The organism is Agromyces molybdatiresistens (assembly GCF_052748445.2).
This window is the reverse complement of record NZ_CM188258.1, coordinates 1254396-1268960: the sequence shown is the minus strand read 5'-3', so window position 1 is coordinate 1268960 and position 14565 is coordinate 1254396. Positions and strand designations below refer to the sequence as shown.

The following is a 14565-nucleotide window of genomic DNA, read 5'->3' as shown; positions in this document are numbered from 1 at the left end:
CCACCGCAGACTTCCCGACCACCCGGACCACCGGAAGGAAACCCGCATGACGCACCACATCCCCGAGGGCCTGCCCGACCGCGTCCGTCACTACATCGACGGCGTATTCGTCGACTCCATCGGCGGCGAGACCTTCGACGTGCTCGACCCCGTGTCGAACGAGACCTACGTGCAGGCCGCGGCCGGCCAGCAGGCCGACGTCGACCGCGCGGTCGCCGCGGCCCGCCGCGCGTTCACCGGCGGCCCCTGGCCGAAGATGCTGCCGCGCGAGCGCTCGCGCGTGCTGCACCGCATCGCCGACCTCGTGGAGTCGCGCGACGCGCGCCTCGCCGAGCTCGAGACGTTCGACACTGGCCTCCCGATCACGCAGGCCCTCGGCCAGGCGCGTCGCGCGGCCGAGAACTTCCGCTTCTTCGCCGACCTGATCGTGGCGCAGGCCGACGACACGTACAAGGTGCCCGGGCGCCAGATCAACTACGTCAATCGCAAGCCGATCGGCGTCGCCGGCCTCATCACCCCCTGGAACACCCCGTTCATGCTCGAGTCGTGGAAGCTCGCCCCGGCGATCGCCACGGGGAACACGGTCGTGCTGAAGCCCGCCGAGTTCACGCCGCTGTCGGCGAGCCTCTGGGCCGAGATCTTCGAGGAGGCGGGCCTCCCGCAGGGCGTCTTCAACCTCGTCAACGGGCTCGGCGAGGAGGCCGGCGACGCGCTGGTGAAGCATCCGGACGTCCCGCTCATCTCCTTCACGGGCGAGAGCCGCACCGGGCAGATCATCTTCGGAAACGCGGCGCCGTTCCTCAAGGGCCTCTCGATGGAGCTCGGCGGCAAGAGCCCCGCGGTGGTCTTCGCCGACGCCGACCTCGACGCCGCCGTCGACGCGACGATCTTCGGCGTCTTCTCGCTGAACGGCGAGCGCTGCACGGCCGGCTCGCGCATCCTCGTCGAGCGCGCGATCTACGACGAGTTCGTGGAGAAGTACGCCGCGCAGGCGAAGCGCGTCGTCGTCGGCGACCCGCACGACCCGAAGACCGAGGTCGGCGCGCTCGTGCACCCCGAGCACTACGACAAGGTCATGAGCTACGTCGAGATCGGCAAGGCCGAGGGCCGACTGGTCGCCGGTGGCGGCCGCCCGGAGGGCCTCGAGACCGGCAACTACGTCGCCCCGACGGTGTTCGCGGATGTCGCGAAGGACGCCCGGATCTTCCAGGAGGAGATCTTCGGCCCGGTCGTCGCGATCACCCCGTTCGACTCCGACGAGGAGGCGCTCGAGCTCGCGAACGGCGTGAAGTACGGCCTCGCCGCGTACATCTGGACCAACGACCTGAAGCGTGCGCACAACTTCGCGCAGGCCGTCGAGGCGGGCATGGTGTGGCTGAACTCGAACAACGTGCGCGACCTGCGCACGCCGTTCGGCGGCGTGAAGGCCTCCGGCCTCGGGCACGAGGGCGGCTACCGCTCGATCGACTTCTACACCGACCAGCAGGCGGTGCACATCACCCTCGGGGCGGTCCACAACCCCACCTTCGGCAAGGCCTGACCCCTCCACCATCGATGCAAGGACGCTGACATGACCCACCGCACCCCGCCATCGCACCGTGATGGCATGACCCCCACCTCCTCGGGCTTCTTCGTGAGCCAGGAGGCCCCGATCCACTCCGCGAACCCGATCCCGACGCCGACGGCGCCGGCCCCCGACATCCTGCGCTGCGCCTACATGGAGCTCGTGGTCACCGACCTCGAGGCCAGCCGGAACTTCTACGTCGACGTGCTCGGCCTCACCGTGACCGAGGAGGACGAGGGCACGGTCTACCTGCGCTCGCTCGAGGAGTTCATCCACCACAACCTCGTGCTGCGGAAGGGCCCGGTCGCGGCGGTCGCCGCATTCAGCTACCGGGTGCGCACGCCGGAGGACCTCGACAAGGCGGTCGCCTTCTACACCGAGCTCGGATGCCGCGTCGAGCGCCGCACGGAGGGCTGGACGAAGGGCATCGGCGAGTCCGTGCGCGTCGAGGACCCGCTCGGCTTCCCGTACGAGTTCTTCCACGACGTCGAGCACGTCGAGCGGCTCGCCTGGCGCTACGACCTCTACACCCCGGGCGCCCTGGTGCGCCTCGACCACTTCAACCAGGTGACGCCCGACGTGCCGCGCGCGGTCGGGTTCATGCAGGACCTGGGATTCCGCGTGACCGAGGACATCCAGGACGAGGAGGGCACGGTCTACGCCGCGTGGATGCGCCGGAAGCCGACCGTGCACGACACCGCCATGACCGGCGGCGACGGCCCTCGCATGCACCACGTCGCGTTCTCCACGCACGAGAAGCACAACATCCTCGCCATCTGCGACAAGCTCGGCGCGCTCCGCATGTCGGACGCCATCGAGCGGGGCCCCGGCCGCCACGGCGTCTCGAACGCCTTCTACCTCTACCTCCGGGACCCGGACGGCCACCGCGTCGAGATCTACACGCAGGACTACTACACGGGCGACCCCGACAACCCCGTGGTGACCTGGGACGTGCACGACAACCAGCGCCGCGACTGGTGGGGCAACCCGGTCGTGCCGTCCTGGTACACCGAGGCCTCGCTGGTGCTCGACCTCGACGGCCACCCGAAACCCGTGGTCGCGCGCACCGACGACTCCGAGATGGCCGTGACGATCGGCGCCGACGGCTTCTCGTACACGCGCAAGGGCGACGAGCAGAAGGGCTTCAAGCTCGGCAACACGCTCTGAGCGGCACCTCGGCTCGCCCGGGAAATCCGCGTGATTCCGCCTCAGGCGCGCGAACAATAGCGGATTCCACGAAACTCCGAAATGGCTGGACGTACGGTGCATGGCGGCGGGATGCTTGACCCGTGATCGCGCATCAGGGAACGACCGCTTCGCGGGCGATCACGACCGGGGGGATCGACCCCGGGGGGCACCCGCCTCCCGGGGCCCACGTTCCCGAACGCCGTGCACGCACGGCGTCATCGCCCATCAGAAAGGCACTTCCGTGAACATCCTGCTCATCATCGTCGGAATCATCGCCGTCATCCTGCTCTTCACCGGCGGCTTCGTGGAGTCGCTGAACTTCCTCCTCTGGGTGGGCATCATCCTGCTCGTGCTGGCCGTGATCGTCTGGCTCGTCCGGATGCTCACCGGCAGCCGGAAGGTCTGATCGCCGCCGCCGGGTCGTCCTGACGTGATCCGGCGATCACGCCCCGGTGGGGCTCGACTCGCCGCCGGCACCCGATGGGTGCCCGGCGGCGTCGTCGTCTCCGGCACTGTCGTCGCCCGCGTCCTCGTGCGGGTCGACGAGCTCCATCGCCTCGATCATGCCCGCGAGGAATCGCGCGACCACACCGAGCTCGTCGGGGGCGAGGCCGTCGGCGACCTCGATCATCGCCCGGTGCATGCGCCCGAGCGTCGCACGGACCTCGGCATCGCTGCCGGTCGTGCTCGCCACGACGAGCGAACGGCGGTCGGTCGGGTGCGGTCGGCGGACCAGGTGGCCGCTGCGCTCCAGACGATCGATGAGCACCGTGGTGGAGGCGGTGGAGATGCCGAGCAGCTTCGCGAGCATGCCGGGAGTCAGCACCTCGCCCTCCCGCTCGGCGCGCAGCACGTACCGGAGTGCGAGGAGGTCGGTCTCGCCCATGCCCATCGAGTCGCGCGTCCGTCGGCGCATCTCCTGGTCGGCCGCGCGATAGCGGCGCAGGAGGTTCAGGACGTCGACGCTGCCGAGCCGCGTGCCGTCGGGCCCGTACCAGTAGCCGCTCGACTCGAATCCGCTGGCACGACTGGACACCCTGACACCCTAGCCGCCGGACCGCTCAGACGAGGAAGTCGATCGCCGCGTCCTTGAAGGTGCGCGATGTGAGCGTCGAGACGTGGTCGCGGCCCGGGATCGTCACGAGGTCGCTCCCCCAATCCAGGGCGAGCTGCTGCACCCCGCGGGGTACCGGGTCCTCCTCACCGGCGACGAAGAGCACGGGGATGCCGCCCGGGATCGCGAGCGGCGCACCGCGGACGCCCGCGATGCACGCGAGGAGGGCCTCGCGGTCGGCGCCCGCGCGGATCGCCGGGCCGAGCACCTGCGCGATCACGGGGTTGCGCGGCGGAGTGCCGTCGTGGAGGTACGCGCCGGCGTCCTCGACGTCCCACGTCGCGAAGAGTTCGGTCGGCCCCGCGCCGCCGACGACGACGCGCCGCACGCGGTCGGGCGCGAGCTCGCACAGCGCGGAGATCACGCGGTTGCCCATCGAGTAGCCGACCGCGTCGCACCGCGCCGCAGCGGCCGAGTCGAGCACCGCCACGAGGTCGGCGCCGAGCCGGTCGGGTGCGTACGCGTCGGCCGTGACGGGCTTGTCACTCGCGCCATGGCCTCGCAGGTCGGTCGTGATCACGCGTCGCCCGGACTCGACGAGCGTGCGCACCCAGCCCGTGCCGTCCCAGGTGACGGCCGAGGTCGACGCGAAGCCGTGCACGAGGAGCACGGGCGGGCGACCACCCTCCGCGTCGTCGCCGTGCACGCGGTAGGCGATGAGGGTTCCGTCGGGCGATTCGGCATGCAGCACCGGCGCGGCGGATGCCTCGGGGATCACGCGCGGCCCGCCTCGTCGTCGCCCGGCTCGGCCGGGGCATCCGCACCCTCGGCCTCGTCGCGCTCGACGACCTCGCCCGGCGGGAGCTCGGCCGAGTCGACAATCGCGGCTCCGGCATGGCCGAGCTCGGCGATCGCGGCCTCGGAGCTCTCGGCAGCGACGCCCGCGATGAGGTCGCGGAGCACGCGCACGTGACGTCCGTGCTCGATCGCGTCGAGCGCGCTCGCGCGCACGCAGTAGTCGGTCGCGATGCCCGCGACGTCGACGTCGGTGACGCCGTGCCGCTCGAGCACCTCGGCGATCGACGTGCCTTCGTCGTCCGTGCCCTCGAAGATCGAGTAGGCGGGCACGCCCTGTCCCTTGCGGATGTGCACGTCGACGCGGGCCGTGTCGAGCGCGGGGTGGTACTCGGCGCCCGGCGTTCCGGCCATGCAGTGCTTCGGCCACGAGGTCACGAAGTCGGGCGCGGCGGCGAAGTGCCCGCCGTTGTCGTCGTCGGGGTTGTGCCAGTCACGGGAGGCCACGACGAGGTCGTAGCGTTCGCCGTGCTCGGCGAGATACTCGGTGATGCCGGCGGCGACCGCGGCACCCCCGTCGACGCCGAGCGCGCCGCCCTCGGTGAAGTCGTTCTGCACGTCGATGATGAACAGGGCCCGACTCATGACCGGCTCCTTCGCTCCTCGGGTCTCGGGCTGGGCTCGTCCTGCCCGCCGTCTCCATTCTGTCGCGATTCGCGGATGCCGCGGCGGGCCCTCCGTCACTCGTTCGAGAGTTCGTCCCCGCAGCGGTGGAAGCCGGTCGTCAGCGTGTCGATCGCGACCTTCGCATCGGCCGTGATCTGCGAGACGTCGCCGAGGGCGTAGATCGCGAAGGTGAGGGTCGTGCCGTCCTGGGCGTGGATGATGCCCGCGAGCGTGTAGCCCGTGTCGATCCAGCCGGTCTTGGCGAACACCGAGCCGTGCGCGACCGTGTTGTCGCCGGCGAACCGGTCGGCGTACGAGAGCGAGCCGCGCACGCCTGCGACCGGCAGCCCGTCGCGGATGACGCCGAGGTTCCCCTCGCGGGCCTCGACCTTCGCGAAGAGCCGCGTGAGGTAGGCGGGCGGCACCGTGCTGTCGGGTGAGAGCCCGGAGCCGTCGACGACGTGGATGCCGCCGCGCGCGACGCCGTACGTCTCGAGCGCCTGCCGAACGGCCGGGTCGATCGCCTCGAACGTGTTGCCGGTGCCGACCTCGATCGCCACCTGCCGGGCGAGCATCTCGGCGACCGTGTTGTCGGAGACGACGAGCGACTTGTCGACGAGCTGCGCGACGGTCGGCGACCAGACGCGGCCGAGTTCGGTCGCGCCCGCAGGAGCGGTCCCGCGCTCGACGACGGCGATGCCTCCGAGCTCGGCCGCGAACGCGTCGCCCGCCCGGCCCACGGCGTCCGCGCCGCGGCGCGACGTGTTCGCGTACGGGTCGTCGCGGTCGCCGTCGACCATGAGCGCCGTGATCTCCGGCATGTAGCCGAGTTCGCGCTCGGTGGGCGCCCAGCTGGCGTGCCAGGTCTCGCCGCCGAAGTAGGACGAGTCCAGGACGAGCTTCGTGAGCGGCGGGTTGGACGGGTCGGCGCTCCACGCATCTCGGACCTGGCGCGCGAGGTCGTCGAGGTGCGCCGCCCCGGGGTAGACCGTCTCGTTCCCCGTCGCGGTGCGCGACAGGGTCAGGTCGCCTCCGCCGACGAGCACGACCGAACCCGGCTCGGAGCCCTTCACGACGGTCGTCGCGAACCGGTCGTCCGGTGCGAACACGGCGAGCGCTGCCGCCGCGGTCACGACCTTCATGACGCTCGCCGTGCGCGAGGCCGTGAGGCCGCCGCGGTCGTAGAGCACCTCGCCGGTATCGGCGTTCATGACCTGCGCCTGCAGGTTCGCCAGGCGCGGGTCGGCCGCGAGGCCGGCGACCGAGCAGGTGCGAACGCGCGCGGCGGGTTCCGGAGTCGGGGTCGCGGTGGGCGTCGGCGTGGGGGTCGCGGTCGGGGTCGGCGTCGCGCTGGCCGACGCGACCGGCGTCGGCTCGCCGCTCGGCATCGTCGCGGCGAACGCGACGGCCGTGCCGAGGAGTCCGACGGCGGCGACGCCGGCGACGGCCGCGAGCATGCGGTGCTCGGCGATCAGAGAGCGGATGCCGCGCGGCCGGCGTCCAGCGGACGCATCCGCGTCGGTCGGCACGGTCGACGGTCCGGGTTCGCCGGCGTCGGTCGACGCCTGCGACGCGGCAGGAGCGTCCGATGCCGTCGCCTTCGCGGGGTCGCCCGGCGACCGGGGCTCCCCCGGTTCGTGCGCCGCGCCCGCGGCATCCGTCTCGTCGCTCACCCGGGCATTGTACGGAGGCCGCCCGGACGAGTCCCGAGTGCCGGTCGCGGCGGCCTCCGGCCGGCGACGCCGTCAGGGCTTGGCGCGACCACCGCCCGGCGCGCCGCAGAAGTCCCTGATGACACGACCGATCACGTTCGTGAGCGTCTCGAGCGATGCGCCCGAGACCCACTCCTCGTCGGCGTGCGCGCCGCCGCCGATCGGCCCGACGAGCACGGCTGGAATGCCGGCGTCGGCGATCAGGCCGGCGTCGGTCCACCACGGATCGCCGCGGTGGACGGTGGGTCGGCCCGTGACCTCCTCGACCGCGCCGATCACCGCTCGGACGATCGCGGCGCCCGCATCGGTCGCCATCGCGGGCCGCGCCACCAGCCGGACGATGCGGGCCGGCGCAGACGCGGCGAGCACCCGCTCGAGTTCGGCGCCGGGATCGGACTCGCCGGGCAGGGTGCGCCGCTCGACGACGAGCACGCAGCGATCGGCGACCGTGGCGGCGTCCGTCCCACCCTCGATGGTGGCGACCCGCACGCTCCCGGTGCCGAGCAGCGGATGCCGCGGCCTCTCGTCGAGCTCGCCGGCGAGCGCTCGGAGGGCGACGAGACCGTCGACGGCGCGGTCGATCGCGTCGACGCCGAGCTCGGGCTGGGAACCGTGCGCCGCGACGCCCTCGTACTCGATGCGGAACCAGGCGAAGCCGCGGTGCGCGAGGGTGACCTCCAGGTCGGTCGGCTCGAGCACGACGGCGCCGTCGGGGCGGCCGCCTGCTCCGAACCCGCGGGCGTCGGTCTCGATCTCGGCGAGGAGCTCCTCCATGCCGATCGAGGCGAACTCCTCGTCGGCGGCGAAGGCGAGGACGACGTCGCCGTCGGGTTCGGGCGCGGTCGCGGCGGCGACCATCGCGGCGGCGAGGCCGCCGGCCATGTCGTACGCGCCGCGGCCGACGATGCGATCGGCGGCGGCGTCGGCCGCGACATCCGTTCTCGTGGGGTCGGCCGGGGCCGCCACGACGCCGTCGGCCGAACGACCCGCACCGCCCACGGTGTCGAGGTGACCGGCCAGCAGCAGCGTGCGCCCGCCGCCTCCGCCCCGTCGGCGCGCGAGGACGCTCGGGCGCTCGGGATCCGCACCGACGAGTCGGACCGCCAGGCCGTGCGCCGCGAGCCAGGCGGCGACGACCTCGGCGAGCTCACGCTCCCCCGCGCCGCCCGGGACGAGCGAGGGGTTGCTCGCGTCGATCGCGACGAGCCGTCGCGTCAGCGCGACGACGTCGCTGCGCGAGACCCCGGCCGCTCTCCCGTTCGCGGCGCTCAGTCCTCCCCCGGGTACCGCAGCCCGATCTCGGCGCGGATGCGGTCGAGCGTGCCCATGATCGCGACCGACTCCTCGGTGGGCAGGATGTCGCCGCCGTCGAGTCGGCCGTCGGCGACGAGCTGCTCGAGCGCGGCCGCCTGGTAGTGCATGCCGCGGCCGTTCACGTCCGACGTGAACTCCTCGAGCACGGCGTCATCGTGCCCGATGACGCGGAAGCTCGTCGGCGTGTACCAGACCCCGTCGATCTCGATGCGCGCCGCTGTGCCGAGGATCAGCGCCCGATTCGGCCCGCGGGAGTCGCTCGCCGAGAACGTCGAGGCGATGCGGCCCTCGACGTATCCGAACTGCACCGCGACCTGGGCGTCGACGCCGGTCTCCTTGAAGATCGCCGTGGACTGGATGACGGCGGGCTCGCCGAACAGGTCCCACGCGAACGAGACCGGGTAGATGCCGAGGTCGAGCAGCGCCCCGCCGCCGAGCTCGAGCGAGTTCAGGCGGTGCGCCGGGTCGTCCGAGAGCTTCTGCGTGTGGTCGGCGATCATCGAGCGCACCTCGCCGAGCGTGCCGGCGGCGATGATCTCGCGGATGCGGACCATGTGCGGCAGGTACCGGGTCCACATCGCCTCGAGCGCGAGCACGCCGTGGGCACGGGCGGCATCGGCGACGACGCGAGCCTCGGGCTCGTTGAGCGTGAACGGCTTCTCGATGAGCACGTGCTTGCCGGCCTCGATCGCGGCGAGCGCCGAGGCCGCGTGCCACGGATGCGGCGTGGCGACGTAGATCGCGTCGACGTCCGGGTCCGCGACCAGTTCGGCATAGCTGCCGTACGCGGCCGGGATCCCGAACTCGTCCGCGAACGCCCTGGCGGACTCGAGCGAGCGCGACCCGGCGGCGCGCACGTCGAAGCCGTTCCGCACGAGGTCGGAGGTGAAGAGGCGGGCGATGCCGCCGGTCGCGAGGATGCCCCATCGCAGTCGTGCCGTCATGCGCGCCAGCCTAGCGGGGGCGTGGGTTCCGGAGGGCCGGGCCCGGTTGACACCCGTTCTGGGACCTGCGGATCGCTCAGGTTCCGCACTACGGTTCGGCCATGTCGGCACATTCGAACCGAAGGAGCCGCATCGTCGGCTCGATCGCCGGGGCCAGCGTCGCCCTCGTCGCCGTGTTCCTCGGCGCCGCACCATCCGCGCTCGCCGCACCGCCCGAACCCGTGAACAAGTACGTCTCGCTCGGCGACTCGTACGCCGCCGGCCAGGGCGCCGGCATCCCGCTCGACGCGTGCCTTCGGTCCACGGCCGCCTACCCCGTACTGCTCGATGCCGAGCCGCGCACGAACCTGCTCCGCCAGGCGGCCTGCAGCGGGGCGACGGTCTCGGATGTCGCCGACACGCAGCTGTCGCAGGTGAACCGCGGCACGACCCTGGTGACCATCACGGTCGGCGGGAACGACCTCGGCGTGGGCGAGATCCTCGCGATCTGCGCGCCGGATCCGGAGTCGCTCGCGTGTGCGACGGCCATCGTCGAAGCGCAGCAGGTCCTGGCCTCCGGAGTCATCGGGCAGGAGCTCGCCGAGCTGCTGCTCGCCATCGCCGAACGCTCGCCTCGGGCGCACATCGTGGTGACCGACTACCCGGTGCCGTTCGTCGCCGGGTGGAGCACGCTGACCGACACCGTCAACGGCGCGACGCTCGCGCTCGACGGCCAGATCGCCGCGGCGGCGGGCGCGGCGGCCGCCGCGGGCGCCGACGTCGAGTACACGAGCCTCGCGTTCGCGTACCTCGGCCATCAGGTGGGCGATGTCGACCCGTGGCTCGGCGCCGACGTGAACGACCCGCTGACGTTCCTGCACCCGACCGCGGTCGGGCAGGGCGTGTACCGGGACGCCGTCCTCGTCGCGCTGACGAGCTAGGCGGCCCGCCATGTCCCGTGTGACCGGACGGGTCGCCGTCGACTCGTCCCGCGACGGACGTCGCATCGCCCTGCTCGCGGCCGCGATCCTCGCAGCCATCGGCGTGATCCTCGGCGCCACCGCCATCGCACCTGCGGAGGCGGCATCCGCTGCCGTCATCGCCGGCAAGCCCGACAAGCCGGGCAAGCCCGGCGGTGGCGGGAGCGGCGGCGGCACGACCGAGCTCGAATACGCCGCTCTCGGGGACTCGTTCGCAGCCGGCGTCGGTGCGAACAGCTACCTCGAGCGGACCTGCTACACGAGCTCGAAGAGCTACCCGAAGCTGCTCGACGCCGACACGGACAAGAAGCTCGTCGTCTTCCCTGCCTGCTCGGGCACGGACACGGCCGACGTGCTCGCGCGCCAGATCGGCGCGATTCCCACAACGGCGAAGCTCGTGACGGTCACGGTCGGCGGCAACGACGTCGGCTTCGCCGACGTGATGCAGAACTGCTTCGTGCTGCCGAACTCGTCGTGCTCGTCGAAGATCGCCGCCGGCGCCGCGATCGCGGCATCGCCGGAGTTCACCGCCGACGTCATCGCCGTGGTCGACGGCATCCAGGCGAGGGCACCGGGCGCGAAGGTGATCGTCGCCGGCTACCCGCTGCTGTTCTGGGAGAACAGCTCGGGCGCGAACCCGAAGTACGCGTGGGGCAACGAGGTGAACGACGAGACGGTCGACCTGAACAACGTGATCGAGGCGGCCACGGCCTCCGCGGGCGGCGTGTTCGTGGACGTCGAGGACGACTTCGCCGGCCACGGCATCGGCAGCTCCAGCCCGTGGATCAACGACTGGAACTGGCTCAGCAGCACGAACAGCTTCCACCCCACCGCGGCGGGCTACGTCGCGTACGCGGCGGCGATCCGGACCGTCCCGATCCCGTAGCCTCCACAGCACGACGCCGAGGAGCCCGGGCGGCACGCCCGGGCTCCTCGCCGTTCCGCGCGCGGCGCCGTTCGGGGCGGGCCGCGGCGGCCCGGTCCTGCGCTCAGGCCTGCGTCGCGGCGGCGCCGGCCTGCGGAGTGGCGACACCCTGGTGCGCCGGCGCCTCGAGCATCGTCGTCCACGCCCGCGACCCGCCGCGGAACACCGCCACGGCGGCACCCGTGAACGCGATGACGCCCAGCACGAGCGACGTGTACGTGATCCATTCGCCCGACAGGAAGTTCGGGAGCACGAACTCGACCACGACCCAGGCGAGCATGGCGATCGCGACCCAGACTGGCGCGACCGCGGAGCGGAGCAGCGCGACCGCGACGAGCACCGCCCCGAGCACGGTCCCAGCGAGCCCCGCCAGGAGGAACGGCACGAAGTCGCCGCCCTGCGTGGTGGCGAAGGCGGCCTCGGCGGCGTCGAGGTCGCCCGATTCCACGGCGTACCGCGCCATCCCGAGCGTGACGAGGCTCGCCCCGCCGTAGGCGGCGTGCCCGAATGCACCGAGCCCGCTGAAGGCGGCGCCGAGCGTGGCGAGCAGAGGCGAGCGATGGCTCGTCGCGTGGGCGAGCCCGATCAGGCCGATCGCCCAGAAGACCTGCGACCAGAGGAACACCTGCAGGCCGATCGGTGCGAGCGCCGAACCCGCGAGGAGCTCGACGTACTCCGTCGGGTCGTCGGGGAACTCGGGCTGCAGCAGGAGCCCGCCGCCGGACATCAGGATCGCGACGACGAGCGAGCCGGCGACGAGGCTGCGGCGGACGGATGGCAGGGCGCGGTGCGTGGACATGGACGGATCCTCTCCTTCGGGCCGCGGTCCCTCCGCGGCGTCGACCCGAAGCTAGGGGCGCGGCGGCATCGCGGTCATCGATCGGTCGGACCGTGTCGATCACCCGAAGTCGACCCGCCGATCACCGGCGGATGATTCCCTCCGCACCATCCGGCCCGCTAGCCTGCGGTCGTGGACCGCCGCACACGCTGGCATCTCGCGCAGGACGTCGCCGTCGCCGCGCTCGTCGCGGCGCTCGGCCTCGCGGAGGTGTGGGTGCCGTTCGACTCCGTCCAGGGCACGGGCTCGCCCGTCGTGGCCTCGATCGCCATCCTCATCTGCGCCGCGCCGCTCACGGTGCGCCGGATGTTCCCGATCGTCCTGGTCGGCATCCCGCTGACCTGGGTCGTCTGCTTCGTCGCGACCTCGGGCGACATGCTGGTCCTGTTCTTCGGCAGCTTCCTGCCGGTGGCGCTCGCCCTGTACTCGGGCGCGCGCCATGGCAGCGTCCGCATCTCGGCGATCGTCTGCGGCTCGGTGTTCGCGACCGTGCTCCTCGCCGATCTCTTCGTCCCCGAGCTGCAGGGGCCGAGCGAGCAGTTCTTCCATTGGGGCGTCCTGCTCACGATCTTCCTCGTCGGCATCGGCATGCGCGCCTCCGAACGACGGGCGGTGGATGCCGCGGTGCGGGCGGCCGCGGCGGAGGCCGACGCGCGGCAGGCGGCACTCCGTGCGGTCGCGGAGGAACGCGCTCGGATCGCCCGCGAGCTGCACGACATCCTCGGCCACTCGATGAGCGTGATGGTCGTGCAGGCGGGGGCCGCGGCCGAGGTCGTGGACGCCGATCCCGTCGCGGCGCGCACCGCGATGGAGGCGATCCGCACGACGGGCAGCGATGCCCTGGCCGAGGTCCGGCGCGTCGTCGAGCTGCTGCGCGAGGATGATCATGACAGCCTGGCGCCGCAACCCGGGATCGCCCGCATCCCTGAGCTCGTCGACCAGGCGCGCGCCGCCGGGCTCGACGTCGACTTCCGGATGCCGGAGGACGCGGGTGACGTGTCCGCCGGACGCCAGCTCGCCGTCTACCGCGTCGTCCAGGAGGCCCTGACGAACGTCCGTCGGCACGCTCGGGCGGCCTCTGCGTCGGTCGCCATCGACCGCACGACGGACCGGATCGACATCACCGTGAGCGACGACGGCGATGCCCTTGCCGTGGAGCGGCCTGCCGGGCACGGCCTCCTCGGCATGCGCGAGCGCGTCGCACTCTACGGCGGCACCTTCGAGGCGGGGCCGGGGCCGAGCGGATGGCGCGTGCACGCATCGCTGCCGACCGGAGCGACGTCGTGAGCACCGCCGGGGACGTCGGCGGCGCGGATGCGACCCGCGTGCTCCTCGTCGACGACCAGGAGCTCGTGCGCGTCGGGTTCCGCCTGATCCTCGAGCGCGCCGGCCTGGAGGTCGTCGGCGAGGCCGCCGACGGTGCTGCGGGGGTGGCCGCGGCCGCCGAGCTCCAACCGGACGTCGTGCTGATGGACATCCGGATGCCCGTCATGGACGGCATCGAGGCGACACGCCGCATCCTCGATGCCGACGCCTCGCGTCGCGTGCTCGCACTCACCACGTTCGACCTCGACGAGATCGTGTTCGCGGCCGTGCGGGCCGGGGCATCCGGATTCCTCCTGAAGGACGTGCCGCCCGCGGACCTCGTGCACGCGGTCCGCGTCGTCGCGCGCGGTGAGGCGATGCTGGCGCCCGCCCTGACGGCGCGTCTCCTCGAACGCTTCGCCGCCGCGCCGCCCCCCGACGCCGCGCTCCCGCCGGACCTGCACCTCACGGAGCGCGAGGTCGAGATCATCCGGCTGATCTCGAGGGGACATTCCAACGCCGAGATCGGCGCCGAACTCTTCCTCAGCGAATCCACCGTGAAGACCTACGTGTCGCGCCTGCTCGCCAAGCTGGGCGCGCACGACCGCGTGCAGATCGCGATCCTCGCGTACGAGTCTGGCCTCGTGCGGCCGGGCGACCGCGCCGCGCCCTGAGCGTCGGACGCCGGTTCGCGCCTCGTCGTGGTTCATCCGTCCGCATGCGGCAGGCTCGGGTGGTCGGTCGGGTAGATGCCGACCGCGAACCCGTACACGGTCTCGCCCGACCGGGGCATCCGGTCGAACTCGTCGACGAGCGCGGCCATCCGCTCCCAGAACTGCGACGCCTGATCGCCGGAGATGCGGGCATGCCGGATGAATCCCTCCAACGTGCCCTGCTCGAAGGCCATCGCCGACTCGCGTGCCGCGACCTCGAAGTCGTTGAAGTCTCGCGGCATGACGACGCCGGCCGTCGACGGCTCCGCCGCCACGTGGAACATGCGCGCCGTGCGGCCGTAGAAGCGCTCCTCGATCGCGCGCACCTTGCGGGTGCGCACCACGGTCAGCAGGCCGTTCCTGGCGAGCACGTCGACGTGGTGCGCGACGGTGCTCTTGGGGCGACCGACGGCGACCGCGAGCTCGGTGACCGTCGCCGCCCGCTCATGGAGGAGCTGCAGGATCGTCGTGCGGAGCGGATGGGCGATCGCCTGCACCTGCGCCGGCTCGGTCAGCGCCATGCGATCGGCGAGCTCGTAGTCCGGGGGGTTGTCCTCCATAGGCGATCAGACTAGCATCGCCGATTGT

The 14565-nt window shown here is 72.3% G+C and carries 15 protein-coding genes; 7 read left to right on the top strand and 8 right to left on the bottom strand.

Going from position 1 to position 14565, the window contains the following annotated elements:
- Nucleotides 1–46: 46 nt before the first annotated feature.
- The 3 genes from hpaE (at nucleotide 47) to ACULK2_RS05755 (ending at nucleotide 3158) form a co-directional block, all read left to right on the top strand.
- Complete coding sequence (hpaE, locus tag ACULK2_RS05765) at nucleotides 47–1540, top strand: 5-carboxymethyl-2-hydroxymuconate semialdehyde dehydrogenase (RefSeq protein WP_445970294.1); 1494 nt, start codon at nucleotides 47–49, stop codon at nucleotides 1538–1540.
- Between the two features lie 66 nt (nucleotides 1541–1606).
- Nucleotides 1607–2731, top strand: coding sequence for a 3,4-dihydroxyphenylacetate 2,3-dioxygenase (gene hpaD / locus ACULK2_RS05760; protein ID WP_445970293.1), 1125 nt, complete (start codon nucleotides 1607–1609; stop codon nucleotides 2729–2731).
- A gap of 262 nt (nucleotides 2732–2993) precedes the next feature.
- Entirely contained in the window at nucleotides 2994–3158 is a 165-nt protein-coding gene (locus ACULK2_RS05755; RefSeq protein ID WP_445970292.1) for a hypothetical protein, read from the top strand.
- 36 nt (nucleotides 3159–3194) lie between these two features.
- Here ACULK2_RS05755 and ACULK2_RS05750 read toward each other — a convergent pair whose 3' ends face one another.
- The 6 genes from ACULK2_RS05750 to ACULK2_RS05725 all read right to left on the bottom strand — a co-directional run bounded on the left by ACULK2_RS05750 (nucleotide 3195) and on the right by ACULK2_RS05725 (nucleotide 9237).
- On the bottom strand, nucleotides 3195–3788 hold the full coding sequence (locus ACULK2_RS05750) for a MarR family winged helix-turn-helix transcriptional regulator (RefSeq protein ID WP_445970291.1): 594 nt from the start codon (nucleotides 3786–3788) through the stop codon (nucleotides 3195–3197).
- Nucleotides 3789–3813: 25 nt separating this feature from the next.
- On the bottom strand, nucleotides 3814–4584 hold the full coding sequence (locus tag ACULK2_RS05745; RefSeq protein WP_445970290.1) for an alpha/beta fold hydrolase: 771 nt from the start codon (nucleotides 4582–4584) through the stop codon (nucleotides 3814–3816).
- On the bottom strand, nucleotides 4581–5246 hold the full coding sequence (locus tag ACULK2_RS05740) for an isochorismatase family protein (protein WP_445970289.1): 666 nt from the start codon (nucleotides 5244–5246) through the stop codon (nucleotides 4581–4583). Before ACULK2_RS05740 ends, ACULK2_RS05745 begins: the two co-directional genes overlap by 4 nt.
- A gap of 95 nt (nucleotides 5247–5341) precedes the next feature.
- Complete coding sequence (locus ACULK2_RS05735; protein ID WP_445970288.1) at nucleotides 5342–6940, bottom strand: D-alanyl-D-alanine carboxypeptidase/D-alanyl-D-alanine-endopeptidase; 1599 nt, start codon at nucleotides 6938–6940, stop codon at nucleotides 5342–5344.
- A 72-nt stretch (nucleotides 6941–7012) separates the two neighbouring features.
- Nucleotides 7013–7978 carry a M20/M25/M40 family metallo-hydrolase gene (locus ACULK2_RS05730; protein ID WP_501044972.1) on the bottom strand — a complete coding sequence of 322 codons (966 nt, stop codon included), beginning with the start codon at nucleotides 7976–7978 and terminating at the stop codon, nucleotides 7013–7015.
- Between the two features lie 269 nt (nucleotides 7979–8247).
- Nucleotides 8248–9237 carry a Gfo/Idh/MocA family protein gene (locus tag ACULK2_RS05725; RefSeq protein WP_445970287.1) on the bottom strand — a complete coding sequence of 330 codons (990 nt, stop codon included), beginning with the start codon at nucleotides 9235–9237 and terminating at the stop codon, nucleotides 8248–8250.
- Nucleotides 9238–9338: 101 nt separating this feature from the next.
- Here ACULK2_RS05725 and ACULK2_RS05720 point away from each other — a divergent pair, with 101 nt between their 5' ends.
- Nucleotides 9339–10157 carry an SGNH/GDSL hydrolase family protein gene (locus tag ACULK2_RS05720; protein ID WP_445970286.1) on the top strand — a complete coding sequence of 273 codons (819 nt, stop codon included), beginning with the start codon at nucleotides 9339–9341 and terminating at the stop codon, nucleotides 10155–10157.
- A gap of 10 nt (nucleotides 10158–10167) precedes the next feature.
- A complete protein-coding gene (locus ACULK2_RS05715) occupies nucleotides 10168–11082 on the top strand; it encodes an SGNH/GDSL hydrolase family protein (RefSeq protein ID WP_445970285.1) in 915 nt (304 codons plus the stop codon).
- 103 nt (nucleotides 11083–11185) lie between these two features.
- Here ACULK2_RS05715 and ACULK2_RS05710 read toward each other — a convergent pair whose 3' ends face one another.
- A complete protein-coding gene (locus ACULK2_RS05710; RefSeq protein WP_445970284.1) occupies nucleotides 11186–11920 on the bottom strand; it encodes a hypothetical protein in 735 nt (244 codons plus the stop codon).
- 171 nt (nucleotides 11921–12091) lie between these two features.
- On the opposite strand from ACULK2_RS05710, the gene ACULK2_RS05705 reads away from it, so the two are divergent.
- Nucleotides 12092–13246, top strand: coding sequence for a sensor histidine kinase (locus ACULK2_RS05705; protein ID WP_445970283.1), 1155 nt, complete (start codon nucleotides 12092–12094; stop codon nucleotides 13244–13246).
- Complete coding sequence (locus ACULK2_RS05700) at nucleotides 13243–13938, top strand: response regulator (protein ID WP_445970282.1); 696 nt, start codon at nucleotides 13243–13245, stop codon at nucleotides 13936–13938. Before ACULK2_RS05705 ends, ACULK2_RS05700 begins: the two co-directional genes overlap by 4 nt.
- Nucleotides 13939–13970: 32 nt before the next feature.
- Here the strand turns inward: ACULK2_RS05700 and ACULK2_RS05695 are convergent, their stop codons facing one another.
- The gene (locus tag ACULK2_RS05695; protein ID WP_445970281.1) at nucleotides 13971–14537 is read right to left on the bottom strand and encodes an ArsR/SmtB family transcription factor; all 567 of its coding nucleotides are present in this window, start codon (nucleotides 14535–14537) and stop codon (nucleotides 13971–13973) included.
- Nucleotides 14538–14565: the final 28 nt, after the last annotated feature.